28 protein-coding genes and 1 pseudogene are annotated in these 24,825 nt (G+C 61.8%); 20 read left to right on the plus strand and 9 right to left on the minus strand.

From position 1 onward, the window contains the following. Nucleotides 1-110 precede the first annotated feature (110 nt). The 9 genes and pseudogenes from V1279_RS28730 to V1279_RS28770 all read left to right on the plus strand — a co-directional run. A complete protein-coding gene (locus tag V1279_RS28730; protein WP_334442880.1) occupies nt 111-1,079 on the plus strand; it encodes a Bug family tripartite tricarboxylate transporter substrate binding protein in 969 nt (322 codons plus the stop codon). Next, the gene (locus tag V1279_RS28735) at nt 1,076-1,561 is read left to right on the plus strand and encodes a tripartite tricarboxylate transporter TctB family protein (RefSeq protein ID WP_334442882.1); all 486 of its coding nucleotides are present in this window, start codon (nt 1,076-1,078) and stop codon (nt 1,559-1,561) included. Before V1279_RS28730 ends, V1279_RS28735 begins: the two co-directional genes overlap by 4 nt. Then, nucleotides 1,561-3,060 (plus strand): tripartite tricarboxylate transporter permease, encoded by a 1,500-nt coding sequence (locus V1279_RS28740; protein ID WP_334442884.1) that lies wholly within the window; start codon nt 1,561-1,563, stop codon nt 3,058-3,060. The genes V1279_RS28735 and V1279_RS28740 overlap by 1 nt, the downstream gene beginning before the upstream one ends. Before the next feature lie 388 nt (nt 3,061-3,448). Then, nucleotides 3,449-3,637, plus strand: coding sequence for a hypothetical protein (locus V1279_RS28745; RefSeq protein WP_420836838.1), 189 nt, complete (start codon nt 3,449-3,451; stop codon nt 3,635-3,637). A 52-nt stretch (nt 3,638-3,689) separates the two neighbouring features. Then, the gene (locus V1279_RS28750) at nt 3,690-4,391 is read left to right on the plus strand and encodes a hypothetical protein (protein ID WP_334442890.1); all 702 of its coding nucleotides are present in this window, start codon (nt 3,690-3,692) and stop codon (nt 4,389-4,391) included. A 373-nt stretch (nt 4,392-4,764) separates the two neighbouring features. Beyond that, complete coding sequence (locus tag V1279_RS28755) at nt 4,765-5,613, plus strand: metallophosphoesterase family protein (protein ID WP_334442892.1); 849 nt, start codon at nt 4,765-4,767, stop codon at nt 5,611-5,613. 267 nt (nt 5,614-5,880) lie between these two features. Continuing rightward, the gene (locus tag V1279_RS28760) at nt 5,881-6,450 is read left to right on the plus strand and encodes a hypothetical protein (RefSeq protein WP_334442894.1); all 570 of its coding nucleotides are present in this window, start codon (nt 5,881-5,883) and stop codon (nt 6,448-6,450) included. Nucleotides 6,451-6,669: 219 nt separating this feature from the next. Then, the gene (locus tag V1279_RS28765; protein WP_334442896.1) at nt 6,670-7,362 is read left to right on the plus strand and encodes a response regulator transcription factor; all 693 of its coding nucleotides are present in this window, start codon (nt 6,670-6,672) and stop codon (nt 7,360-7,362) included. Nucleotides 7,363-7,792: 430 nt separating this feature from the next. Then, a pseudogene (locus V1279_RS28770) lies at nt 7,793-8,728 on the plus strand (sensor histidine kinase); the annotation flags it as partial. Nucleotides 8,729-8,800: 72 nt separating this feature from the next. On the opposite strand, the gene V1279_RS28775 reads toward V1279_RS28770, so the two are convergent. Together V1279_RS28775 and V1279_RS28780 are read right to left on the minus strand one after the other, a co-directional pair. Then, nucleotides 8,801-9,286, minus strand: coding sequence for a Crp/Fnr family transcriptional regulator (locus V1279_RS28775; RefSeq protein ID WP_334442900.1), 486 nt, complete (start codon nt 9,284-9,286; stop codon nt 8,801-8,803). A gap of 136 nt (nt 9,287-9,422) precedes the next feature. Next, the gene (locus V1279_RS28780; RefSeq protein ID WP_108523173.1) at nt 9,423-9,740 is read right to left on the minus strand and encodes an ArsR/SmtB family transcription factor; all 318 of its coding nucleotides are present in this window, start codon (nt 9,738-9,740) and stop codon (nt 9,423-9,425) included. A gap of 65 nt (nt 9,741-9,805) precedes the next feature. Here V1279_RS28780 and V1279_RS28785 point away from each other — a divergent pair, with 65 nt between their 5' ends. The 4 genes from V1279_RS28785 to V1279_RS28800 all read left to right on the plus strand — a co-directional run bounded on the left by V1279_RS28785 (nt 9,806) and on the right by V1279_RS28800 (nt 14,708). Then, entirely contained in the window at nt 9,806-10,762 is a 957-nt protein-coding gene (locus tag V1279_RS28785; protein WP_334442903.1) for a threonine/serine dehydratase, read from the plus strand. Nucleotides 10,763-10,976: 214 nt separating this feature from the next. Further along, entirely contained in the window at nt 10,977-12,002 is a 1,026-nt protein-coding gene (locus V1279_RS28790) for a Fe(3+) ABC transporter substrate-binding protein (protein ID WP_334442906.1), read from the plus strand. Nucleotides 12,003-12,105: 103 nt separating this feature from the next. After that, nucleotides 12,106-13,752 (plus strand): ABC transporter permease, encoded by a 1,647-nt coding sequence (locus V1279_RS28795; RefSeq protein ID WP_334442909.1) that lies wholly within the window; start codon nt 12,106-12,108, stop codon nt 13,750-13,752. A 164-nt stretch (nt 13,753-13,916) separates the two neighbouring features. Then, nucleotides 13,917-14,708, plus strand: coding sequence for a phytanoyl-CoA dioxygenase family protein (locus V1279_RS28800; protein ID WP_334442912.1), 792 nt, complete (start codon nt 13,917-13,919; stop codon nt 14,706-14,708). Between the two features lie 97 nt (nt 14,709-14,805). On the opposite strand, the gene V1279_RS28805 is transcribed toward V1279_RS28800, so the two are convergent. Genes V1279_RS28805 through V1279_RS28815 form a run of 3 tightly spaced genes read right to left on the minus strand, consistent with a single transcriptional unit; the run spans nt 14,806 to nt 16,869 of the window. After that, complete coding sequence (locus V1279_RS28805) at nt 14,806-15,477, minus strand: GNAT family N-acetyltransferase (protein ID WP_334446608.1); 672 nt, start codon at nt 15,475-15,477, stop codon at nt 14,806-14,808. 4 nt (nt 15,478-15,481) lie between these two features. After that, nucleotides 15,482-16,132, minus strand: coding sequence for a 3-oxoacid CoA-transferase subunit B (locus V1279_RS28810; RefSeq protein ID WP_334442915.1), 651 nt, complete (start codon nt 16,130-16,132; stop codon nt 15,482-15,484). Then, a complete protein-coding gene (locus tag V1279_RS28815; protein WP_334442917.1) occupies nt 16,132-16,869 on the minus strand; it encodes a CoA transferase subunit A in 738 nt (245 codons plus the stop codon). Before V1279_RS28815 ends, V1279_RS28810 begins: the two co-directional genes overlap by 1 nt. A 279-nt stretch (nt 16,870-17,148) precedes the next feature. On the opposite strand from V1279_RS28815, the gene V1279_RS28820 reads away from it, so the two are divergent. After that, nucleotides 17,149-19,074, plus strand: a complete 1,926-nt coding sequence (locus V1279_RS28820) for an AsmA family protein (RefSeq protein ID WP_334446609.1) — start codon at nt 17,149-17,151, stop codon at nt 19,072-19,074. A 188-nt stretch (nt 19,075-19,262) separates the two neighbouring features. After that, a complete protein-coding gene (locus V1279_RS28825) occupies nt 19,263-19,481 on the plus strand; it encodes a hypothetical protein (protein WP_334442920.1) in 219 nt (72 codons plus the stop codon). Nucleotides 19,482-19,744: 263 nt separating this feature from the next. Here the strand turns inward: V1279_RS28825 and V1279_RS28830 are convergent, their stop codons facing one another. From V1279_RS28830 to V1279_RS28840, 3 genes are all read right to left on the minus strand, one after another. Next, complete coding sequence (locus V1279_RS28830; protein WP_334442923.1) at nt 19,745-20,077, minus strand: hypothetical protein; 333 nt, start codon at nt 20,075-20,077, stop codon at nt 19,745-19,747. 19 nt (nt 20,078-20,096) lie between these two features. Next, complete coding sequence (locus V1279_RS28835; RefSeq protein ID WP_334442926.1) at nt 20,097-20,324, minus strand: hypothetical protein; 228 nt, start codon at nt 20,322-20,324, stop codon at nt 20,097-20,099. A gap of 147 nt (nt 20,325-20,471) precedes the next feature. Then, nucleotides 20,472-20,882 carry a hypothetical protein gene (locus V1279_RS28840; RefSeq protein WP_334442928.1) on the minus strand — a complete coding sequence of 137 codons (411 nt, stop codon included), beginning with the start codon at nt 20,880-20,882 and terminating at the stop codon, nt 20,472-20,474. 96 nt (nt 20,883-20,978) lie between these two features. Between V1279_RS28840 and V1279_RS28845 the strand changes: the two genes are divergently transcribed. The 3 genes from V1279_RS28845 (at nt 20,979) to V1279_RS28855 (ending at nt 22,883) form a co-directional block, all read left to right on the plus strand. Further along, a complete protein-coding gene (locus V1279_RS28845; RefSeq protein WP_334442930.1) occupies nt 20,979-21,158 on the plus strand; it encodes a DUF3072 domain-containing protein in 180 nt (59 codons plus the stop codon). Between the two features lie 97 nt (nt 21,159-21,255). Next, nucleotides 21,256-21,675, plus strand: coding sequence for a CopG family transcriptional regulator (locus V1279_RS28850; protein WP_334442932.1), 420 nt, complete (start codon nt 21,256-21,258; stop codon nt 21,673-21,675). Nucleotides 21,676-21,680: 5 nt separating this feature from the next. Continuing rightward, entirely contained in the window at nt 21,681-22,883 is a 1,203-nt protein-coding gene (locus V1279_RS28855) for an extracellular catalytic domain type 1 short-chain-length polyhydroxyalkanoate depolymerase (RefSeq protein ID WP_334442935.1), read from the plus strand. A 456-nt stretch (nt 22,884-23,339) separates the two neighbouring features. On the opposite strand, the gene V1279_RS28860 is transcribed toward V1279_RS28855, so the two are convergent. Further along, nucleotides 23,340-23,558 carry a hypothetical protein gene (locus V1279_RS28860; protein ID WP_334442937.1) on the minus strand — a complete coding sequence of 73 codons (219 nt, stop codon included), beginning with the start codon at nt 23,556-23,558 and terminating at the stop codon, nt 23,340-23,342. A 95-nt stretch (nt 23,559-23,653) separates the two neighbouring features. Between V1279_RS28860 and V1279_RS28865 the strand changes: the two genes are divergently transcribed. After that, entirely contained in the window at nt 23,654-23,779 is a 126-nt protein-coding gene (locus V1279_RS28865; protein ID WP_334442939.1) for a helix-turn-helix domain-containing protein, read from the plus strand. Nucleotides 23,780-24,003: 224 nt separating this feature from the next. Next, nucleotides 24,004-24,822: a hypothetical protein gene (locus V1279_RS28870; protein WP_334442941.1), complete on the plus strand. Its 819-nt coding sequence runs from the start codon at nt 24,004-24,006 to the stop codon at nt 24,820-24,822. The last annotated feature ends 3 nt before the right edge of the window (nt 24,823-24,825 follow it).

Consider the following 24,825-nt stretch of genomic DNA (forward strand, 5'->3'; position numbering starts at 1 on the left):
TCCGGATCCGGTTCGGACACGTAAAGGTCCTTCTGGACAGCGGCGCCTTTTCCGGGTGATATGCGACCAATTGACACACAGTCTCCCTGTGTGAGCTTGGAGGAAATCCCATGATCCCGTTTCATACGCGCCTGTTCGGCGCGGTCGTCGCGCTGACACTTGCGGTCAGCGCGCCTGCCCTCGCGCAGCAGCTCGAGCTCAAGATCATGGCGCCCGCCGCACCTGGCGGCGGATGGGATCAGACCGCCCGGTCGATGCAGCAGGCGCTGGTCGCCGCCAAGATCGCCCGCAGCGTCCAGGTCACCAACGTTGCCGGCGCCGGCGGCAGCGTCGGCATTGCGCAGTTCGTCAACGGCGCCAAGGGCGACGGCAACCAGTTGATGGTGAACGGCTTCGTCATGATGGGCGCGCTCGCCATGAACAAGTCGCCGGTGACGCTCGATCAAGTGACGCCGATTGCGCGCCTCACCGAGGAGATCCAGGTGATCGTCGTGCCGGCGAATTCGCCGCTCAAGACGGCGCAGGATCTTGCCGCTGCCGTGAAGGCCGACATCGCCAAGGTGACGTTTGCCGGCGGCTCGGCCGGGGGCGTCGACCATGTGATGGCGGCATTGTTTGCGGGAACGATCGGCGCCGATGCCAAGAAGGTCAACTACATTCCATTTTCCGGCGGCGGCGAGTCGCTGGCGGCCATTCTCGGCGGCAAAGTCACTGCCGGCATTTCGGGACTGAGCGAATACGAAGGTCAGATCAAGTCCGGCAAATTGCGCGCGCTCGGCGTGACGTCGGAGAAGCGCATCGCAGGCAGCGATATTCCGACCTTCAAGGAACAAGGCATCGACCTTGTGCTGGCCAACTGGCGCTCGGTGGTCGCGCCTCCCGGCATCACGCCGGAACAGCGCAAGACCCTGAGCACCGCGGTGGAGAACATGGTCAAGTCGGACGCCTGGAAGGACATCCTCAAGCAGAAGGGCTGGGATGACGCCTATCTTTCCGGCGATGCGTTCGCCGATTTCCTGAAGAAGGAAACCGCGCGCGTCACTGACGTGCTGAAGTCGGTCGGCCTCGTCAAATCATGACGGACCTTCCGCGGGGTCCGGCGGCGCGGCGCGTCGATCGTGCCGGCGTCGTCATTGCGCTGGCGCTCGCAGGCCTTGCCGTGGTGCTGGTATGGGACTCGCGTCAACTGCCATCCACCACGATGTACGGCATGGGACCCGAGGTAATGCCGGTCGTCATCGCCATCGGGCTCGGCCTTCTCGCGATCGGCAATCTGATCGACGCGCTGCGCGGCAACCTGCCGCCGCGCGAGAGCGCCGATCCCAGGGCGGTACTTTTGATTCTCGGCGGGCTGGCGCTGCTGATCGCCATTATCGGCCTCGGCGGCGGCTTCATCCTTGCGACCTCAACGCTGTTCGTCACCACGTCGGCTGCCTTCGGACGGCGCGCCATTCTCGCCGATTTCGTCATCGCCATCGTGATGACCACCCTGATCTATCTCGCTTTCGATCGGCTGCTGACGTTGAGCCTCCCCGCCGGGCCTCTGGAAAGACTGCTGTAATGGAAACTTTCGCCGCGCTCGCGCATGGCATGGCTGTCGCCGTGCAGCCCATGAACCTGCTCTATGCACTGGTCGGCGTGTTCCTCGGCACTGCGGTCGGCGTACTGCCCGGCATCGGCCCGGCGCTCACGGTCGCGCTGCTGTTGCCGGTGACCTACAAGCTCGATCCCGCCGGCTCGCTGATCATGTTCGCCGGAATCTATTACGGCGGCATGTATGGCGGCTCCACCACCGCCATCCTCATCAATACGCCCGGCGAGAGCGCATCGATGGCGACCGCGCTCGAGGGCAACAAGATGGCCAAGGCCGGCCGCGGCGGGCCGGCGCTGGCGACGGCTGCGATCGGCTCGTTCGTCGCGGGCACCATCGCCACCATCGGCCTCGCCTTTCTCGCGCCGTGGCTGGTGGATTTCGCGGTGCGCTTCGGGCCTGAAGATTATTTCGCGCTGATGTGCGTGGCCTTCGTCACCGTGTCCGCAACCTTCGGAGCTTCGCCGATCCGCGGACTGACCAGCCTGTTCATCGGGCTGACGCTCGGGTTGGTCGGCATCGACAAGCTCACCGGTCAGGCGCGGCTCGCGTTCGGCATCCCCGAACTGCTCGACGGCGTCGAAGTGACGACGCTCGCAGTCGGCCTGTTCGCCTTGGGCGAAGCGCTCTACGTCGCATCGCGCCGCCATCACGCCGAGGAGAAGATCGAGCCGGTGCGCGGCTCGCTGTGGATGACGATGGAAGACTGGAAGCGATCGTGGAAACCGTGGCTGCGCGGCACGATGTTCGGCTTTCCGATCGGCGCGCTGCCTGCCGGCGGCGCGGAGATTCCGACCTTCCTGTCCTACTCGACCGAGAAGCGGCTGTCGAAACATCCGGAGGAATTCGGCAAGGGCGCGATCGAAGGCGTTGCGGGGCCGGAAGCCGCCAACAACGCCTCCGCCGCCGGTACGCTTGTGCCTTTGCTGACGCTGGGCCTTCCGACCTCGGCAACGGCTGCGATGATGCTGGCGGGCTTTCAGCAATACGGCCTGAACCCGGGACCGCTGCTGTTCGCCGAGCGGCCCGACCTGGTGTGGGGCCTGATCGCCAGCCTGTTCATCGCCAACGTCATGCTGCTGGTTCTCAACCTGCCGCTGGTAGGCCTGTGGGTGAAACTGCTCGCGATCCCGCAGCCGTGGCTGTACGCCGGCATTCTCGTGTTCGCGACCATGGGCACCATCGCCGCCAAGCCATCGGTCGTCGAACTGTCGATGCTGGCGGCTTTCGGCGTGCTGGGCTTTCTGATGCGCCGGTTCGATTTTCCGATCGCGCCTGTCGTCGTCGGTCTTATCCTGGGCCCGATCGCCGAAAGCCAGTTGCGCCGCGCGCTCGCCATCAGCCTCGGCGATCCCATGGTGCTGCTGCAGAGCCCGATGTCGGCTGTGCTGCTCGGTATCGCGCTGATCGCGCTGCTGGCGCCGTTCGTGCTGAAAGGACTCGGCCGGTTCAGGGCGAGCGAGGACTAGGCGTGGGCTCATTAGCGCGCAGCCAAATTCGGATTAAGGCGAGTTTGAATTGACTTCCGCTTTCGGGCGTCACAGCGGACATAGCTGGACTTGCCGCTGGGTCGCCGCTGTAGCGAATGACTCTTAGCCGAACAACGTAGGCCAGTCGTCAATATCGCCTTGTCATCGCCTTCGGACGGATTGGCGCGACAACGGCGTTCGGCCATCGCTCCATCGATGCAATAGGGGTCGAGGTTCCTTCATGTCTCATATCTGCCGCACTGTAGACCTATCCTGCGACCTGCCGCACTGTAGACGTATTCCGACATTCATGCTCACGGCGTGTCTGAGGGGGGCGCGCAGCAGGTTCCTGCCTTGTTTCTTCTAACCCACAGGAAAAAGTACCGTGATGAAAATTGTGATTATAGCGGGTGCAACGCTTGCCGTCGTTACTGCCGCTGGCGCTGCCGACATCCCGCGCCGGCAGCCCGTCTATCAGCAGGCCCAACTCGGCAAGATGCCGATTGGCAAGACCCCAATCGGGAAGACCCCGATCGGCAAGACGCCCGTCGCGGCGCGGCCCTATGCGCGGTATTGATTCAGATCCTCGTTGAGTCTGAGCTTTATCGTCGACATTTGAAGGGCGAAGCGTGGCAAACAGGCCGAAGAGATCAGGACTATGCTTGCTTGCGGGACTCGCTGTCCTGCTCCAGTGCGAAATCCATCCTGCTTCTGCGCGCGAGATTGACATTCTCGCGGGTCTGGAACGTCTCATTTCCCCCAAACGGGAAGTCGACAAGCGCGCCGCCAACGCGAACGCGCTTGTTTCCCGTGAGGCGTTCAGTGAATCGAAAGGGGCGCCACAGTCGACCCGAAAACCAGGGTCGGGATCAGCAAAGGGCCCGTACTACGTCGATTTCAGAGCCAGAACGGCGGCGAGCTGGGGACATGCTTTCGTCTGGTTCGGGAAGACAAGCGAGCGAGCCGTTGAAGTCGCGGGCCTTACCCCTGCGGGAGACAACGTGCCTTATGTACTTGGTCATCTGATGTGGGTGCCGTCCGAGACCAAGGCAAGCTATGGCGATCTTGATTCGCAATACCTGACCGCCAGTTACCGCGTTTACTTGAGTGAGCCGGATGCAAAGAGGGTTTTCGCATACATCAAGAAATTGCAGGCGAGTTCACCGGTCTGGAACGCCGAAACAACGAATTGCACTGCGTTTATCGGCAGCATTGCAGAATTCATGGGATTGAAAGTTCCTCACCGCTGGCAGCGTCCTGAGAACTATGTCAACAATCTCAAGGCGATGAATGACGGGCGCCAGATGATCCGCCTGTCGTCAGAACAATAGCTCGCGTTCGTCCTTGGCCCCAAGTCCTTGGCCCTAAGGATGAGCCTTCGCGTCACCAGCCGAAGATCAGTATCCGTTACGTCAGACTCGGAAGTCCTGTTTGACGAACGCCCTAATCGCGGCATCACGCGCCAAACGTAGACTTAGCTGGCATGTATTGTGCCGGTGGCTCTCGCCGAAAGTCGCGTGTGCGTTCGGGCAATTCATTGCCCTCCATATCGAGCCGGGTCTGAATTTCGGCAGCGCCCTGGTCCTTCCAGCGGTGCTGGGTCCCGTTTGAAGATCACGAACGGCACAATTCTTGCTCCAATCTGCCTGAATACATCCGTCTGCGGATCGCCTGTTTCCCGGGCATTTTTTGGATTTGATTTTTATGCGCTGCCTTGTCGTTGCCGATTTACATTATTCATTGCCGCAGTTCGACTGGCTGCTGGCGGCAGCGCCTGAATTCGACGTCGTCATTTTCGCCGGCGATGCGCTCGATATCGGATCGTTGGTCGATTTCCGCGCGCAGATTCTGGTCGTGAAAAAATACCTGTCGCTGCTATCAGGCATGACGCGGGTCATTTTCTGCTCGGGCAATCACGACCTCGATGAACGCAGCGCGGAAGGCGAAAAGATCGCGCGCTGGATCGGCGACGTCCGTGAACTCGGCATCGCTTGCGACGGCGACAGCCTCACCATCGGCGGCACGCACTTTACGGTGTGCCCGTGGTGGGACGGGCCGCTGGTCAAGGGCCGCATTGAATCCCAGCTTCGCGATGCCGCGCTCGAGCGGGCGCAACGCTGGATCTGGGTCCATCACGCGCCGCCGGCGAATTCACCGACGAGCTGGGGCGGCAAGCGGTTCTTCGGCGACGTCGAGCTGGTGCAATGGATCACACAGTATCAACCGTCAATGGTGATCTCGGGTCACGTGCATCAGTCGCCGTTCATCCCCGACGGCTCGTGGTTCGACCGTCTCGGCACGACCTGGGTATTCAATACCGGCCTGCAGCACGGCCGTCCGCCGGTCTGCATCGTGCTCGATCTCGCCGAAGGCACGGCGTTCTGGCTTGCGGCCGGCGAAGCACAACACATCGACCTGCGCGCGCCCTTGCTGCGGCCGGCGGCGGGAATCGAGAACCCGCCGGCCTGGCTTACATCCTTGGGTGGGATTGCCGATCCGCTTTTCTTGTCGTCGGCAAGCCCCCCGCGCTCTGCGGGCTGGCTCGGCAAATGATGCACGCTCAAACTGAACTCCAGGTCCGGCCATTCCTCGCGCGGAAGCTGGGCCTTCTTTGCGGCGATCAGTTCCTTGGCGATTCCTTGGCGATCTCATTCCACGCCTGCGCGAAGGCGAAATGCTTCGCACAGCGAAACGGCGAAACTAACTTCCGTGTCAGAAACTGTCGCATTATTCATTCGAAAGCACTGGATCATCTGGCTCTCTTGATCGTCTTCCTCTGGCGACGGTATCCGTCGCTGCGATTGAACCAGGAGGATTGGCATGGGCAACAAGCTCCTTAAATGTATCATCGCGGGTGCGCTTAGCACGACGCTTGCCCTTGCGGCACCGGCGCTCGCACAGCGTGGCGGCGGTGGCGGCGGCATGGGAGGCGGAGGCGGCGGGCCCGCCGGCGGCATGGGCGGCGGCGCGGCAGGTGGAGGTGGCATGCAGGCCGGCGGCGGCGGCATGGGTGGCGCCGCGGTAGGTGGAGGCGGCATGCGCGGCGGCAGCATGGGTGGCGGCGCGGTAGGTGGCGGGCGAGCCAGTGGCATCGCAGGAAGCCATTTCGGCGGAGGCCCGCGTTTTGGCGGCCCCGGCGGAGGCACGCATTTCAGCGGCGGCCGTTTCGCGGGTGCACCTCTTCATTCTGGACCCCGGTCTTCGCGATTCGCATTCCGAGATGGGCACCACTTCCATCGCCATGGGCACCGCTTCCATCACCGCTTCCATCGCTTTGCGTTCGTCGGCGCGCCGTTCGCCTACGCCGCCTATGATAGCTGCTGGCGCAGGGTATGGACGCCATACGGACTGCGGCGGGTCAACGTCTGCGACGCCTACGCCTACTACTAACGCGTCGCGATTGATGTAACGCCAGGCATCGATGGTCGTCGCCAGGCTTTCGGCCAGCGACGGCCATCACACCTTTTTTGAGCCCTTACTCGCGCAACGCCGAGATTACGGTGGAAGTTGATTTCTCTCATATATCAGCTTTCATAGAGGTCAGCCTTGCGCTCCCTGATTTTGCCAAGGTAGATTCAATTTTGGCCAGGCGTCCGGAGACGGAAAACCATGACAGGAGGTCATCGCCGTATCCTGGTCGTTGAGGACGACCCCGAAACCGCCGATCAACTTGTCGAGTCGCTCACGACCAGCGGGTATCAGGTGGATGTAGCCGCCAGCGGCAGCGAGGCGCTGAGCCGCGGCGTCGCCAACGACTATGCCGTGATCACGATGGACCGCATGCTTCCGGACATCGACGGCATCGCGGTCATGCGTCAAATGCGCGACGACGGCATTGCCACCCCGGTCCTGATCATCAGTGCGCTGGGAGAGGTCGACGATCGGGTACGTGGCCTGCGCGCCGGCGGCGATGACTATCTGGTCAAGCCTTTCTCTTTCGTCGAATTGCTGGCGCGCGTCGAGGCGCTTGGCCGGCGGAGCGACACCATTGTCAAAGAAACCATCTTGCGCGTTGGCGATCTCGCGATCGACCTGGTGTCGCGGACAGCAAGCCGGCGCGGCAAGGACATTTCGCTGTTGCCCCGCGAATTCCAGCTTCTCGAGTATCTGGTTCGCAACGAAGGCCGCGTCGTATCCCGGGCCATGCTGCTGCAGCACGTCTGGGATCTTCACTTCGATCCCTCAACGAACATCATCGACGTCTATGTCGGGCGGGTGCGTCGCAAGGTCGACGGCCAGCAGGCCTATCCGCTGATCCACACGGTTCGCGGTATCGGGTACTGTCTCCGTGCTCCTGGCTAAGACCTTAACGTCATCGACGTTCAAGCAAGCGCTGATCGCGATCGGGGCCTTCGGCGTGATCGTGTCGGCGCTTTTCAGCTACGTCTACCTGTCCACCTCCTCCTATGTGCGCAGCCGATCGGACCGAGCAATCGTGACCGAATATTTGAGCTTGCAAAGCGCTTACGAGCGATCGGGGCGCGATGGGCTGATCGCCTTGATTCAACAGCGCATAGGTGACAAAGGTTTTGCGGACAACCTCTATATCCTGGCCGATCCTTCGTTGGCCCCCCTCGCCGGCAACCTCAAGGCATGGCCATCGACGGCTACGGCAGCGCGGGGATGGACAGAGTTTCGCGCGCTCGAATCGTCACCCAACGCGACCAACCGGCCGCTGCTGCGAGCAATGCTCGGAACGTTTCCGAGCGGCGATCGCCTGCTGGTGGGCAGGGATATCGGCGACCTCGACAGCTTTACCGATCGGATCAAGACGGCCGTGATCTCGGTCGCCGCATTGCTGGTGGTGGTTGCGGGGTTTGCAAGCATTCTGGTGACGCGGCGGACGGTGGGGCGGATCGAATCGATCAACGCCACCAGTCGAGCCATCATGCAACGCGGCCTGGATCAGCGTATCCCGCTCCGCGGCACTAATGACGAATGGGATCGTGTCGCGGAAAACCTCAATCAGATGCTGGACCGCATCGAAACGTTGATGGGAGAAGTCAAGCAGGTGAGCGACAACGTTGCGCACGACCTGCGGACGCCGCTGACACGCATGCGCGGACGGCTGGAGAAGGCCTATCACGGTCAGCGCATCGGCGAGCATGATCAAGTGCTGATCGGCGACACGATCGCCGACCTCGATGCTGTCCTGCGAATATTCGTGTCAATCACACGGATTGCCCAAATTGAGACCCAGGCACGAAAGGGGGCGTTCCGCACCGTGAATCTGGCCGAAATCGCCGGCGAGGTTGTCGAGTTGTACGATGCCGCGGCCGAACAGGACGGCACCCGCCTGACCGTTGCCGGCGACCGCGAGGTGCTGGTGACCGGCGATCGTGACCTGATCTTTGATGCCGTCGCCAATCTCGTGGACAATGCGCTCAAGCATGGTCGCGCCGGGGGGCACGTCGTCGTTACGAACGAAAATCTCGATGGCAGGCCGGTCATCTCGATCGCCGATGACGGGCCCGGAATTCCCGCTGACGAACACGAACACGTCTTCAAGCGCTTTTACCGGCTCGAACACAGTCGTTACGCTTCGGGAAACGGCCTCGGGCTCAGCCTGGTTGCTGCCGTCGCCCGTCTTCACGACGCGCGGATCGAAATGCTCGATAACGCGCCGGGCCTCAAGTTCAAACTCTGGTTTTCCGCGCCAATCCGTTAGCCGCGGGCAAGTGGCGCGCGGACCCCCCCGAAATCGAAGAAGCGGAGAGAAGCTGCTCAGGCATAGGCAAATCTAGAGTCGAGAGTCGGATTGCCGATCCGAGCCTGGCGAAACCTGCGTCGGCGGCAGGTTGATCATGCTCTGCAGGAGCTCGCCGACCATCGAGAGATGATTACCCTGACCGGCATATTGATGCATCAGGTCGGCCAGATAGGTGTTGGCGACGTTGAGACGCTGCGCCAGCAAGCGCGCGATCAATAGCGCCATCGCCGGCTGGTCCCGCAGGAAAGCCGCGGCGTCGTCGAACTCGTAGACGACGGAATCGGCGGCGGCGCGCACAGTTGCCGTATGCGGCTGCTCGAGCAGCACCGACATTTCCCCGAGCATCGCCCCCGGCTCGCTGAGGACGGCAACGACGCTGTCGCCCTTGATGACTTCAAGCCGCCCCCGGATCAGGACAAAGAGATGCCCGGTCTTGCCGCCCTCGTGAATGAGGACCGTACTGGCCGGCACCTTTCGTTCCACCCCTCCGGTGCAATAGTCCAGTACCGCGCGCATTGGCATCATCTCCGCTCCAGGCAAGACTAGGCACTGATGATGCCAAGGTCGAACGGATAACATGCGCTTCGCTGCTCAAAATGTCAGCACGGAACGTCCGGCGTCAGCACCCGCTGGCGCGGCCGAAGACCGGGCATCAGATCTTTTCGAGCATGGCGGCTTTCAGCCTGGCGATGCGCGCTTCATCGCGCTTGTAGAACGTCCACTGCTTGACGCGCTTGGCGCTCACCAGGCCCGCCTGCGACAATATCTTCAGATGCTCGCTCACGGTGGGCTGGCTGACGCCGAGCTTCTCGGCAATCAACACGCCGCAGACCCCGTCCTTGACAAGGTCGCCGTCGACCTGCGGGCGAAAATGCGCCCGGGGGCGCTTCAGCCATTCCAGGATCAACAGCCGCCGATCGCTGGCGAGCGCGCGAAAAGCAGACTCGACGTCATCCTCGAAAGAAGCCATATTGCTAATTAGCTAAATGGCTAATTCCTGTCAATCGATGAACAAAGCTTTGGGAGTGCGTCTCAATGGGTGCGTCAGCGGATGCCGTAACGTCGGAAATGATCGCCCAATGCGAGCGGCTGATCCGGCCCTTTATCCGGCGGACGCCGGTGGTCCAGATCGATGGCGCCGAGTTCGGCCTTCCCGGCCATCCCCTCACGCTCAAGCTCGAGCTTCTGCAGCATTCCGGCTCGTTCAAGGCGCGCGGCGCTTTCGCCAATCTGCTGACCCGCGACGTGCCGCAGGCCGGCGTGGTGGCGGCGTCCGGAGGCAATCACGGCGCGGCCGTCGCCTATGCGGCGATGAAGCTCGGCAAGCCGGCCAAGATCTTCGTGCCGAGCGTCTCTTCGCCGGCAAAGGTGCAGCGTATCAGGGACTACGGCGCCGACCTCACGATCGAGGGCGACCGCTATGCCGATGCGCTCGCCGCCAGCGAGGCATGGGCGCAACAAACTGGCGCATTGCCGGTGCCGGCCTTCGACCAGAACGAAACCATCATGGGACAGGGAACGCTCGGCCTCGAGCTCGCCGGCCAGGCGCCGGATATCGATACGCTGCTGGTATCGGTGGGCGGCGGCGGACTGGTCGCAGGACTTGCCGCCTGGTACGCCGGCCGCATCAAGGTGATCGGCGTCGAGCCGCTTGCATCGCCCACGCTGACCAGGGCTTTTGAGGCTGGCCGGCCGGTCGATGCGGAGGCCGGCGGGCTGGCGGCGGATTCACTGGCGCCGAGACGCGTGGGTGACCGGGTCTTTCCGATCGTCCGGAAATACGCACGGCAAACGGTGCTGGTTTCCGACGCTGCGATTGCCGACGCACAGGCGACGCTTTGGCGCGCCTTGCGCATCGTGGCAGAACCGGGTGGCGCGGCAGCGTTCGCGGCGATCCTGTCGGGCGCCTACCGGCCCGGTGCGGGCGAACGAATTGCGATCATCGTCAGCGGCGGCAACACAGCCGCTGTTGATTTCGACCGCACCCGTTGATCGCCGACAGGTCGCGTGACAGCCGTCCAATCCGGGCTCACGCGCTTGCTTCCGGCCCCGGATGCCATTGAGCTCCCGCCACATTTGGAATCGCTCTAAATCAAATACTGGAATCGCTCTAAATGAAGCCGTTCGCGACATCCAGTCGCTGACGGCATGGCAGCCGCTGCGCTACTGAAACCGGAATCTTCACCAGCTTTGTCGGGCAACTCTCATGATCAACCTTCGCGCTACCGCCGCAACCGCAGCGTTGCTTTGTTTTACCGCTTTCGGAGCCTCGCCGGCGTCCGCCGACGGCGAGGTCAACGTCTACACCTATCGCGAAACCAAGCTGATCCAGCCGCTGTTCGACGCCTTCACCAAGGACACCGGCATCAAGGTCAACGTCGTCTCGGCGAGTTCGGGGCTCGAGCAGCGCATGAAGGCCGAAGGCGCCAACAGCCCGGCCGACGTGCTGCTGACGGTCGATATCGGCCGCATGGACGAGGCCGTGAAGGCCGACGTTACGCAGCCGATCAAGTCGGTGGTGATCGATGAGATTGTGCCGGCGCAGTATCGCGATCCGGACGGACACTGGGCCGGCATTTCCATGCGCGCGCGCGTGATCTACGCCTCGAAGGACCGCGTCAAGCAGGACAAGATCACCTACGAAGAACTCGCCGACCCCAAGTGGAAGGGCAAGATCTGCATCCGCTCCGGCCAGCACATCTACAATAACGGCCTGTTCGCCGCCTACACGGCGAAGTACGGCGAGGCCAAGGCCGAGGAATGGCTGCGCGGCGTGAAGGCCAATCTGGCGCAAAAACCGTCGGGCGGCGACCGCGAAGCCGCGCGCGACGTCGCGGCCGGCAAGTGCGACATCGGCATCGGCAACACCTATTACTGGGCGCTGATGATGAACAACGATCCCGAGAAGAAGCCGTGGGCGGAAGCCACCAAGGTGATCCTGCCGACCTTCGAGGGCGGCGGCACCCACGTCAATCTCTCCGGCGTCCTGTTGGCGAAGAACGCGCCCAACAAGGCCAACGGCGTCAAGCTGATCGAGTGGCTCGTCGGCGATAAGGCGCAGCAGATCTACGCCGATTCCAACTACGAATACCCGGTTCGCGCCGGCGTCGCCGTCAACGCGACGATTGCGGGCTACGGCAAGCTCACCGCCGATCCGCTGCCGATCGCCAAGATCGCCGCCAACCGCAAGGCAGCCTCGACGCTGGTGGACAAGGTCGGGTTCGATAATTGATCGCACCAAGTAGCAAAAGCATTTCCACCAACATGCCCTCTCCCTCCCCGGGAGAGGGCATAATGCTGCATGGGCTTCCGGCTTCTTGCCGATGTGAGCTGGCGTGACCCGGACCACGCGCTCGGGCCGGATCGCCGCGTCGATCGCGATCGCGACCGCCATTCTTGTCGCCGCTCCCGTCATCTCGATCATCGCGCTGGCCATGCAGCCGGCGCCTGACGTCTGGCAGCCCCTCATCGAATATGTGCTGCCGCGGAGCCTTCTCGACACCGCGCTCCTGCTCGGCGGCGTCGGCGCCCTGTCGCTCGCGATCGGCACCGGCACGGCGTGGGCGATCTCGCTGCATGAATTCCGCGGCCGGCAAATACTGCTCTGGCTGGTGCCGCTGCCGCTCGCGATCCCCACCTACCTCGCAGCGTACGTCTATGTCGATTTGTTCGAGCCGCTCGGCCTGGTCCACCGGACGCTCACGGTCTGGCTGCCGCTGCAGGACGCGGTGCGGGTGCTTCCGAAGATGCGCTCGCTGCCCGGCGCCATCATCGTGATCGCGCTGGTGCTCTACCCTTACGTCTATCTTTCGGCGCGCACGATGTTCCAGTTCCAGAGCGCGGAGTTCGCTGAAGCCGCGAAGACGCTCGGCGCCGCTCGCTGGACCATCTTCTGGCGCATCTCGCTGCCGATGGCACGGCCCGCGCTGGCGGTCGGCGTCGCGCTGGTGTCGCTGGAAACACTGAACGATATCGGCGCCAGCGAATATCTCGGCGTCCGCACGCTCACGGTCTCGGTGTTCACGACCTGGCTCAACCGCGGCAGCCTCGCCGGCGCCGCGCAATTGTCCTGCTTCATGCTGGCGATCGTGGCCGGCCTGATCGCGATCGAGCGTTATGGACGGCGCAATGTCACGACGGAGTTTTCCGCCGAAAGCCCGCGGCTGACGCAACGAACGACGCTCACCGGCATCAAGGGCGGTTTGGCATTCGCAGCCTGCCTGCTGCCGGTCTGTCTCGGATTTCTGGTGCCGCTGCTGTTTCTCGCGCATCAGAGTTTCAAGCGCGGGCTGTTTGCGAATTTCGACATGGCGTTGTGGCGCGATGCTTTCAACTCGGTCGCGTTCGCGAGCCTTGCCACGCTGACCGCGCTGCTGCTGGGCTTTGCGACCATTCTGGCCTGGCGCTGGCGGCCGAGCAGGCTGCGCTTTGTCGCGATGAACATCGCGCAACTGGGCTACACGCTGCCCGGGCTCGTGCTGGCGCTCGGGCTGCTGGCGCCGTTGCTCGCCATCGACAACGCGCTGAACGCGCTCGCCGCATCGCTCGGACAATCGCTGCCGGGACTGATCGTGATCGGCTCCGGCGCCGCCGTTGTCATCGCCTATGTGATCCGCTTTCTGGCGGTGCCGACCGGATTCATCAAGGCAGGGTTCGAGCGGATCCCGCGCGATTACGACGACAGCGCGCGCGCCGTCGGCGCCGGCCAGGCCACGACGATGCGGCTGATCCATCTGCCGCTGCTGCGCCCCGCCATGCTCGGCGCCGTCATCGTGGTGTTCGTGGATTGCCTGAAAGAGTTGCCGGCGACGCTGTTGCTGCGGCCGCTCAACGTCGAAACGCTGGCGACCTCGATCTACCAGTACGCCAGCCGCGGCAGCTTCGAGGAAGGCGCGCTGGCGGCGCTACTGATCGTTGCCGCCAGCATCGGCCCGGTGGCGTGGCTGACGCGGTTTTCGGACATACCGTCAGGGCCGGCGTGATGTTTTGCTTGAAATTCCCTGCTCCGCTTCAGTATACGTCCCCATCATGATGTTCATGTCCACATTGTTCCCGCTGATCTGAGCGACCCAAGCCGCTCCGGCGCATCCGCGCCGATCAGATCAACACGGCTGCGCTGACGCGGTGGCCGAACGGAGAAATGTGTATGCCCAAAACCGAGCACATCGGTCTGACCTGTCATCAGGTCCGGAACTTCATCGACAACGGTTTCATCAGAATCGAAAATGCCTTCAGCACCGACCTTGCGAGGCAATGCAGGGACCAACTATGGGCGGATATTGGTCTTTCGCCAGACAAACCCGAAAACTGGATCCAACCGGTTATCCGGGTGGGGTCCAAGGCTTCGCCCCCATTCATTGAAGCCGCCAACACACAATCCCTGCATAAAGCCTACGATCAACTGGTCGGCGATCGCCGTTGGCTTGCGCCACAAGGCCTCGGCACCTTTCCGATCCGCTTTCCTTCACCAAAATCCCCTGGTGATGACGGCTGGCATGTGGACGTGAGCTTTGGGGACGACAATCCGGATTTCATGGAATGGCGCGCCAATGTGAAAAGCCGCGGACGGGCATTGCTGATGCTCTTCCTGTTCTCGGATGTCGGCCCGGACGATGCGCCCACAAGAATACGGAAAGGTTCGCACACCACCATCGCGCGGGAGCTGCTGCCCTACGGCGAGGCAGGCGCGACGCTCAGGCAGCTCTCTGCCAATGGTTACGCTTCGACGGAAGATCGCGAGGTTGAACTGGCAACCGGTGCGGCGGGCACCGTCTATCTGTGTCACCCGTTCCTTGTTCATGCTGCGCAACCCCACCGAGGGAAACGGCCGCGCTTCATGGCACAGCCGCCGCTGCTGCCGACGGGTGAGTTTGATCCGTCATTGCCACCCTCGCCGGTTCAGATCGCCATCCGACAGGCTTGCGGGCTGACGCGATAGTCAGACAATACCCGGGACCGCGAGCGGTCCCAGGTACCTCCAAAAAAAGCGACGCTGTCCGAAGCGCTCGGAGCGCCATCCGACACCTTTGATCGGCTTATGGATCCTGAACCTGGATCTCGCGCACGAAGCGGCGAAAGCCCGGCGAGCCCGTCAGCGCCTCGAAGGCCGGATCGTGCTTTTCTTCGGCGAAGACAAAGCCGGCTTTGGCATAGCTTCGCTCCGCCACATCATTGCCGATAAGGAACGAGATCGAGGCCCGCGCAAAGCCCGCTTCCTTTCCGGCCGCAAGCGCATGGGCGATCAGTGCCTGCACCAGCCCGCGCCCGCGATATTCCGGCAGCGTGGCGACATGCTCGATCAGCCAGTCGCCCTCGCCGCCCTGCACCCAGCAATTCGCTCCATAGGCGCCACGCCGGAAGATCGCCGTCAGATCGGTGGCGCTCAGCCCTATCGCGGTCGCCACCTCCCGGATCGCCGCCCGCGCGGCCGCCTCGGTGCCTTCAGCGGGCAGCGCGCAGAGCGATGCCGCCGGCTCACCCTCGACCTCAGCGACGATGAATTGGGTGATGTGCCACCACGATTGCGTTTTCGCGATCGCGATGCATTCGACGAACGCAAGGCATTGCGGCTCGTCCCAGCCAAGCGCGATGTCGAACCAGCCGCGCGGGAACGGGCCGCGCTGCGAGGCCAGGATATTGCGGGCAATAAAGCCTGCGTCTTCGGGACGCGCAGGACGGATCGCAGGCCGCGACCGCTCCGCCGCCATCACGTCAGGCGTTCTTTAGCGCGACGCGGAACTCGGCTTCGGTCTTGGCCTTCACCTCGTCCAGCGTGACGCTGTCGGCGAGTTCGATCAGCGCCATGCCGTCCTTGCCGTGCTTGTCGATGGTGAAGACCGCGAGATCCGTCACCACCATGTCGACGACCTTCTCGCCGGTCAGCGGCAGATTGCACGTCTTCAAAAGCTTCGGGCCGTCCTTGGCGGAATGCTCCATGACGACCACGACGCGCTTGACGCCGGCGACGAGGTCCATCGCGCCGCCCATGCCCTTCACCATCTTGCCGGGGATCATCCAGTTGGCGAGATCGCCGTTCTGCGCCACCTGCATTGCGCCCAGGATCGACAGATCGATATGCCCGCCGCGCACCATGCCGAAGGAATCGGCCGAGGAGAAATAGCTGGTCGACGGTAGCTCGCTCACCGTCTGCTTGCCGGCGTTGATCAGGTCGGCGTCCACCTCGTCCTCATAGGGGAACGGGCCCATGCCGAGCATGCCGTTCTCGCTCTGCAGGCAGACGTCGATGCCGTCGGGGATGTAGTTCGAGACCAGCGTCGGAATGCCGATGCCGAGATTGACGTAATAGCCGTCGCGCAACTCTTTCGCGGCACGCGCGGCCATCTGTTCACGGGTCCAGGCCATCAGACTTCACTCCCCGTTGCCGCCGCAGGCGCACTTGTCGGGCGCGGGCGGGTGTTGCGGAACTCGATGCGCTTCTTGCCGGTTCCAACTTCGATGATGCGCTTGACGAAAATACCGGGCGTGTGAATGCAGTCCGGGTCGAGTTCGCCGGCCGGAACCAGGTGCTCGACCTCGGCGACGGTGATCTTCGCGGCGGTCGCCATCATCGGGTTAAAGTTGCGCGCGGTCTTGCGGTAGATCAAGTTACCGGCGGTGTCGCCCTTCCAGGCGTGAACGATGGCGAGGTCAGCGAACAGGCCGCGCTCCATGATGTATTTCTCGCCGTCGAATTCCTTCACTTCCTTGCCTTCGGCAATCAGCGTGCCGACGCCGGTCTTGGTGAAAAAGGCCGGGATACCGGCACCACCGGCGCGGATGCGCTCGGCCAGCGTGCCCTGCGGGTTGAATTCGAGTTCCAGCTCACCGGCGAGGTATTGCTGCGCGAACAGCTTGTTCTCGCCGACATAGGACGAGATCATCTTTTTGATCTGCCGCGTCTCCAACAGACGGCTGAGGCCGATGCCGTCGACGCCCGCATTGTTGGAGACGACCGTCAAACCCTTGACGCCGGAATCGCGGATCGCGTCCGACAGGGTTTCGGCGATACCGCACAGACCGAAACCGCCGGACATGATCATCATGCCGTCCTTGAGAACGCCATCGAGTGCCGATTTGGCGTCGGGGTAAACCTTGTTCATGGAATCTGACCTGATGGAGGGAACGGCCGTAAGCCGGCATTATGTCCGGATTATTAGGCGAATTCTTCGCGGTGCGTCAATGACGGGGGATTATGCCGCCGAACCGCCCGCCGGGCGCCACCTCGGCCTTGAAAGCGTCAAGAAAACCCTTCAAGTTGCGTGGGTTGGCACGGGCTTAACCTTTGCGCCGCCTGCCCTAAGCAACATAGACCCTTAATCAGCAAGTCCCCGTAGCATCAACCGAGTTCGGTTTAGCCAGATCCGGATATGTCATTGACGATGGCCCAAGGAATCAAGCGCCTCGGGGTGCCGATTGCGGCGCTGTTCGGCGTGGCCGTGCTCGCCCTGATCGGAACCTCCTGGTTCCTCAACCGCGACGCGCTGCGGCAGGCCGTCGAGGCGCAGATCCGCGAGGTCACCGGGCTCGATCTGATCGTGTCAGGCGCGATCGACGTTTCGGTGTTTCCGGGCAGCTACGTCTCCTTCCACAATGTCGGGCTGAAGGGCGGCGGCACCATGGACCCCGCGCTGCAGGTCGATGTGCTGACCGCGAACCTGCGCCTGCTGCCGCTGCTGCTGCGCCGCTTTGAAATCGCCGATGTCATGATGTTGCGGCCGCATATCCGCGTCGTCAGGGAAGCGGGCGGCGCGAGCAACTGGACGCCGTTCGTCGAGCGGATCGCGCGCACGATGAAGCCCGGCGCCGAAAACCAGGTGTCGTTTTCCGAAATCAGGATCCAGGACGGCGTGCTCAAATATGAGGACGCCGCCAACAAGGTCAAAGAACAGCTCGGCGACATCGATCTGTCGCTGGCCTGGCCGTCGATCTCGCGCTCATTCGCGGCGACCGGGCAATTCGACTGGCGCAACGAGCGCGTCGACGGCTCGATCTCGGCCAGCGACTTCGTCGCGATGCTGTCGGGCGACCGCTCGGGCCTGAAGGCGCGCCTCGTGAGCGCGCCGCTGAAACTGGCCTTCGACGGCTCGGTCGCCAACCGCACCAGCCTGATGATGGAAGGCACGGTGACCGTCGACAGCCTGTCGCTGCGCAACGCGATGCGCTGGATGGGACAGCCGGTGCCCGGCAGCGGCGGGTTCGGCCGCTTCGCGCTGAAGGCCCGCGCCAATGTCGTCGGCGCCTCGGTCGCGCTGACCAACGTGAATGTCGAACTCGACGGCAACGTCGCCGAGGGCGTGATGACGGTCGCCAATAACGGCCGCCAGACGCTGCAGGCCACGCTCGCCGCGGGCAATTTGGATTTCACGCCTTACATCTCCACCGTGCGCCTGCTGGCGAGCGGCGCGCGGGACTGGAACCGGCAATTGTTCGACCTCACCTCGCTTTCCGCCACCGACCTCGACATGCGCCTGTCGGCGGCGCGGGTGACGGTCGGCGGGACCAAGCTCGGCCGCACCGCCTTGGGCGCCAACCTGCGCGGCGGCGCGCTGGCGCTCTCGGTTGGCGAAGCGCAGATGTATGGCGGCATTGCCAAGGGCTCGTTCGGGATCGCGCGTTTGGACACGGTGGCCGACGTCAAGGCGCAGTTGCAGTTTACCGACGTCGACCTGCAGGCTTGTGCCAATGAATTGTTCGGCATCACCAAACTGTCCGGCCGCGGCAATCTCGGCCTTTCGCTGGTGGCTTCCGGCGCAAGCCCGTTCGGGCTCGCCTCCTCGCTCGACGGCACCGCTACGCTTACCGGTCACGACGGCGCGATCGCGGGCTTCAATGTCGAGCAACTGTTGAAGCGGCTGGAGCGGCGGCCGCTTTCCGGCGGCGGCAATCTACGCAGCGGTTCGACGCCCTACGACAATCTCACGGTCTCGGTGCGCTTCAACGACGGCATCGCCACTGTCGAGGACGTCCGCGTCGACGGACCGACGACGCGCCTGAGCTTGACCGGCACGGCTTCGGTGCCGACCCGCGAATACGACCTCAAGGGCGTCGCCAGCCTGACCTCGGCGGCGGCCGGCGGCGACAAGGGTTTTGAGCTGCCCTTCGTGGTGCAGGGCCCGTGGGACGATCCCTTGGTATTCCCCGATCCCGAAAGCCTGATCCGCCGCTCGCCGGGCGCGGCCCCACTGCTCGATGCAGTGAAGGACCGCAAGACGCGCGATGCGGTGCGCTCGGTGATCGAGCGGTTTACCGGTGGCGGGCCGAGGCCTGCAGCGCCGGAGACGGCGGATGGAACGAAGGCCAACTAGCTCGGTCCTGTAGCCCGGATGAGCGTAGCGACATCCGGGATTCTTGCTCGCTTAGTCCCGCATATCGCATGCGCTCATGCGGGCTACCTGCTGGCAGTGTCAATTAAACGAGAGCGGCTTGAGGACCGGTCGCCGGACGGCCAACTCCGTACTATGCTTGGCGCAACGCAGGATTGGAGCTCGCCTGGATGAGTACCAACGTTGACGTTGCCTTCGACGCCTATGTGCTCTTCACATTACTGACGGTCGCTACGATCGCTTCGATGTATCTCGCCGGTCGGATCGCTGAGCGTCGCGGACGGCGCTTCAAGATCTGGGCGTGGATTGCTGCGATGATCGGACCGCTGGCGCTTCCATTGATATTCCTGTTTCCGAACTTGCATCGCAAGAACGCCGGCCACGGCTAAGCAGGCGTTGCCCGGATACGTGTAGCGACATCCGGCGTCTTATCTCCGATCCCGCATATCGCCGTGCGAATGCGAGCTACTTGCCACTGGCTAGTTGGATAAAACTGACGATATCGATCAATGCAGCGGCTGCAACCGCGACGACGATTAAGAAGGTGAATGCGTGAAGGAGATACTTCTTGTACGGAGGTCGTTCTTCACGCTCAGCGGCAAATTCTCTTGCGAACGGCTTTGAGAAAACGAGGATCAATGCGGCAGCGAGACTAAGGACCGCCATTGTAAGGGGCCCACACGACACCGACGTGCACCGGCTTGGCAAAGTCCCACAAGGTAAAGGCAACAACTCCGGCAGAAAGAAAATAGAGCGCCGCACCTGCATAGCGCACAATCCGGCTCAGTAGCCAAAGGCCGATCAAAACAACTACCGCTGCCACAGCATAAATCTCAATGCCATTGCCGAGGTGCGGCAAATACCACCGTGAATATATCAAAAAGCTCCAATTCACGGCCGCAATCAAAGCCGAAAGATAAAGCGCCGTCCTGTAACCGCATCGCTCAAGCATGCAACGCCCCAATTCCATTGAGTAGAAAATCATAAGCGCGTCGGGTGGACGATCACGGCACGTTATCGCTCCGGCCGCCCCCGACCCCATACGGCTTGTTGAGGAAGTAACTCCGGTTACCCAGCGCCGCTTCGGCATATTGATCAATCGCAACGATGATCGCCTGCACATGCGCGTGGCACCAGCCTTCGCGCGTCGCCCTGATCCGAACCTCCGCCAGGGCTTTTATCCATGGCGGGTTGTCCGCGTTATGGTCGTACCAACTGATCGGTGCTGACATCGCTGGTCCCTGTTGATGAAGTCTTCCAGCTCCGCCCGCTTGCGCGAGAGCAGGAGCTGCGCCCTCGCATTATCCAGACCGGATTGATCGAGCCGACGCGCAAGCTGGTCCAGTTCGGCAATCCGCCGGCGCAGGGTTTGAATCGGATCATCGCTCACGTCGGCCTCGAGCCTTTTGTGCTCCGATTGAATCGGAACGGGGCTCTGGATTTTTGAGTTGACGCGTCTTCTTGAAGCGAACCGGCCCCCACCCCGGATCAAGTCCGAGGCCGGCTTTCGCTGGAAAACGCGCTGGTGCCCCGTTCGCGGGCTTCCTGCTGGCCGCGCGGACATCCAGCTTCAGCCGCTCGTCGACATTGAGCAGCCGCTCCTCGCCGCCGAGCCGGTTTCGCTCGCCGATCAGGCCGAGCATGACGACCCGCATGGACATCAGGTGAACAGCGGCCTCCGAGCAGTCCTCATCCCGGTTGATCTTTTTACGGATATTATCCTCCGCGCTCAGCATCTCCGCCCGCAAGAACCTGATTTTTCTACGAATTTCGTTCAATTTGTTGTCCATGGGCCACCTCGCTGGGCTTGAACCCTATAAGAACAAATAAAGAACAAATTTCAAGTTAAGAGTCGAGGCCGGATTAAAGATTCTTTGGAGCTACTGATGACCCGCCTCCCCGACCAGGTCGACGCGCCGATGACGCCGCGCCAACTGGCGACGCTGCGCACGCTCAGCGCCGAGGCCTATCAGCCGAAACTGTTCGAGAAGAACCTGACGGCCAGGGAAGCCGAGCGGCGGATTGCGGTGTTGAAGGCGGAGATCGAGCTGGCGAACTCGTTCTGAACGGTCGGCTGTTGCTTCAACAAGATAAGCCAGCCCTTGAAGGATATCGGGGACATCCATATACCATCCATGTAGATGGTATATGGATGGTGCAATTATGGAAACTAATGTCCGGGAACTTCGACCCAGGCCGCCCGAAACAGAAAAAATCACGATCAATCTTGGTTATGTCGACCTTGGTCACGTCGATCTAATGGTTCAGGAAGGGTTCTACTCGAACCGTACCGACTTCATCCGAACAGCGATCCGGAACCAGCTCGAACGTCACGCCGACGTCGTCAAGCAGTCAACGGCCCGAAAAAGTCTGGACCTCGGTCTGCGTAACTACAGCCGCGAGGATCTCGAAGCGGTGCAGCGCGCGGGTGAGATGCTGCACATCAATGTTTTGGGCCTTGCAAGCATCGCCCAAGACGTCACGCCCGAGCTTGCGTGCGCCACCATTGCCTCAGTTTCCGTGCTGGGCGCATTGCACGCCAGTCCGGCGGTGAAGGCCGCCCTCGCCGACAGGACGCGGTGAAGGCTATGCTGAACCAGCACATAATTCGGGAGGCGACACGCCTCACGCGCGCGGGCCAACTCGTTGAGGCCACCGCGCTTCTTCAGCGCATGCTTCGCGGCGAGAGTGCGCCAGACACGCCATCGCGTACCGACGGTCGCATCGCTCTTACAGGACGCGAACCGCTCATCATTGACGCGAAGGCCAATGTTATTGAGGAGAAGACGGATAGTCATCCGGAGTTAAAGCCCGGCCCCTCCGCGCAACCGCGCATGCTCCGCGCGTTACTGGATCGCAACGAGGCGCGCCCTGGGATCGGACTGCGAGGTGTGATGAAGCGCGCCCCGCTGTCCACACCGGACATCGTGCCGGAGGGCGCCCGCTTCATCGAAAGCACGTACAGCAGTCCCGCGGGAAGCCGCGCCTACAGGCTTTTCATCCCGAGCCGCTATCAAGAGCGACCGCTTCCTTTGGTCGTGATGCTTCACGGCTGTACCCAGTCGCCGGATGATTTCGCCGCCGGTACGAGGATGAACTTTATCGCGGAGGAACAAAATTGCTTCGTGGTCTATCCTGCTCAGCCCAGCCAGGCAAACCAGGCGAAATGCTGGAACTGGTTTCGCACAGCCGACCAGCAGCGAGGCAGAGGTGAACCCTCGCTTATCGCGGGCATCACTCGCCAAATCATGGATGACTATTTGGTTGATCGAAAGCGCGTTTACGTTGGCGGGCTGTCGGCCGGAGCGGCCGCCGCGGCTATCATGGGAGCAACATACAACGATCTGTACGCGGCAATCGGTATACATTCTGGCCTCGCGTGCGGGGTCGCCACCGACCTTCCCTCTGCGCTTGTCGCGATGCGACAAGGCGGGCCCGATCACAAGGTAATTTCAGGTGACCGGCCACCTGTCCCGACCATTGTTTTTCACGGCGATCGCGACACTACCGTTCATCCAAACAACGGCGATCAAATTCTTGAGCGGTCTTTGGGAACGATGAGCACACAAAAGAAGGTGCATCGCGGGCAAGTACCCGGAGGGCATGCCTATACCCGAACGATCCTGAGCGACGCGAGTGGACGCGGAATGTTGGAGTACTGGAATATCCACGGAGCCGGACACGCATGGTCCGGAGGGAGCCCTGCGGGCTCCTACACTGATCCGCGAGGACCGGACGCAACAAGGGAAATGCTTCGTTTTTTTCTCGAGCATTCGCTCCCAGACGAATAAGGCCGCCTCAGTCGGCGGCCGATCTCGCGATGTCGCCTGTTGGGCACTGAGACGACATCGCCCGGCCGCCAAATGTCCGCGTTGCGCCGGAAGCAGCAAGCGTAGCCCGGATGAGCGTAGCGATATCCGGGGATCTATCCTATGATCCCGCATATCGCGGTGCTCATGCGGGCTACTTGCTCCGCACGCTCAGTGCCGAGGCCTATCAGCCAAAACAGTTCGAGAAGAACCTGACGGCAGGAAGCCGAGCGGCCGATTACGGCGCTGAAGGCGGAGATCGACCTGGCGAATTCTTTCTGAGCGGTAGGCTGCTACTCGGAACACACAAGCGCGTAGAGCGGATATGCATCAGCGTAGCCACGCTCCAAGCGAAGGTACCCGATCTTCAGTCCTCAGAATCGCGGGGCTCATCAGGGGCAGTCTTGTTCTTTTCCAATCTCAAAATTGGGTAATGCCTCAGTTTGAAATTTCGATTTCGGTAACCCGCTTCTTGTAAGGTCCACGAAGAGCAGGCGCTTGGTTTGCATTCATCACCGCGGCGCAACCAACCTCATGTAATACTTTATCGGCAATTCCTGCAGCGATTGCAGGGATTACGGCCAATGTCTTTTGAATCCGCATGAAGTTGTGAAAGTAGAAGCAGAGCGTCACGGCGTGGCAACGATCCTCATTCATCGAGTATGATGTGTTGGCTCCGGAATTTGAGATAGCCGCCGAACCGTTCCGCTCGCCTGCGCGCAGGCCTGTCGCAGGCCGAGCTTGCGGCCCGGATGGGCACCAGCCAATCCACCATCGCGCGGCTTGAAAACGGCCAAACGCTTCCGCGCACCAAGACGCTCCTGCGCTACGCAGAAGCCACCGGCAGCCGGGTCCGCGTGCGGCTCTCGGCGGCTTGACGCATCAGCGAGCATGGCCCGGATGAACGCGGCGACATCCGGGGTCTTGTTCTTCTGGCCCCGCCCGTCGCTGCGCTTGTGCGGGGCTATTTGCTCAAAGCGGCATTATAGCAACACTGCAATTTATTCAACCTAAACTAGCCTAGAGCTATTGCACAGCTTCCGATTTCAATATCCGATCGAGAGTATATTCTCAGCCTTCGTTTTAAAATTTGGATTTCCCAATGCCAAGGCTTCGGCTTTTAGTCCTGTGTTTAGTCGCAAGCTGCGGCGGCTGTGGTCTTCACCTTCCCGAGATGCAAGAACCATATCAGGCTTCCAAAGAAGAAAAGCTCGATGAAAATGCGATTGTGAATCGCATCAAGTGCGAACTTCATAAAAGTGTTCAAGACGTTCTGTTTAAGTACCGTCGATCGGATCAATACTTGGGCAAGAGCGTCGAGTGGCTCACGGGCTGGGGAGCCGCAGTCACGCTCAAAATAACCGCCGACGAGAAGTCCGCCATAAATCCTGGCTTCTCTATCCCTGCATTTCCTCACGCTGAACGATTGTCTGTTGCAGGAGGAATTCAGGCATCTGCAGATGCTACTCGGGCGGAGACTATCGGAATGACGTATCGCTTTGATGACCTGTTGGCCGAAGGATGGATTGAAGAGTGTGACCGATCTGGTCCGATCATCGTCACCAGCGATTTAAAGATTGGTCAGTTTATTGAGAATAAGGCGTTCTTGGCTGCTGTACCTGGAACAGTTCCTGTTCGACAAAAGGTCTTTGATGCTTTCAGTTACCAAGCGACATTCGTCATCACGTATGGCGGCGGAATAACGCCAACCTATAAATTTGTCGACGTCACAGCCAATCCAGATGCGCCGTTCTTAAATGGATCACGGACACGAACGCACGACATTACGATTACCATTGGCGAGGCTACAGGCAAGAGAACCTATGCCAACAAACTCTCTCCGAGAGCGGAAGCGCAAAACTACGTTGAGACACTTAGTCAAGCCATAGCTTCGGCAAATCGATCCAGACTTTCTAGGTAGGGA

Origin of the sequence: Bradyrhizobium sp. AZCC 1610 (assembly GCF_036924515.1) — a bacterium.
Classification (GTDB): Bacteria; Pseudomonadota; Alphaproteobacteria; order Rhizobiales; family Xanthobacteraceae; genus Bradyrhizobium.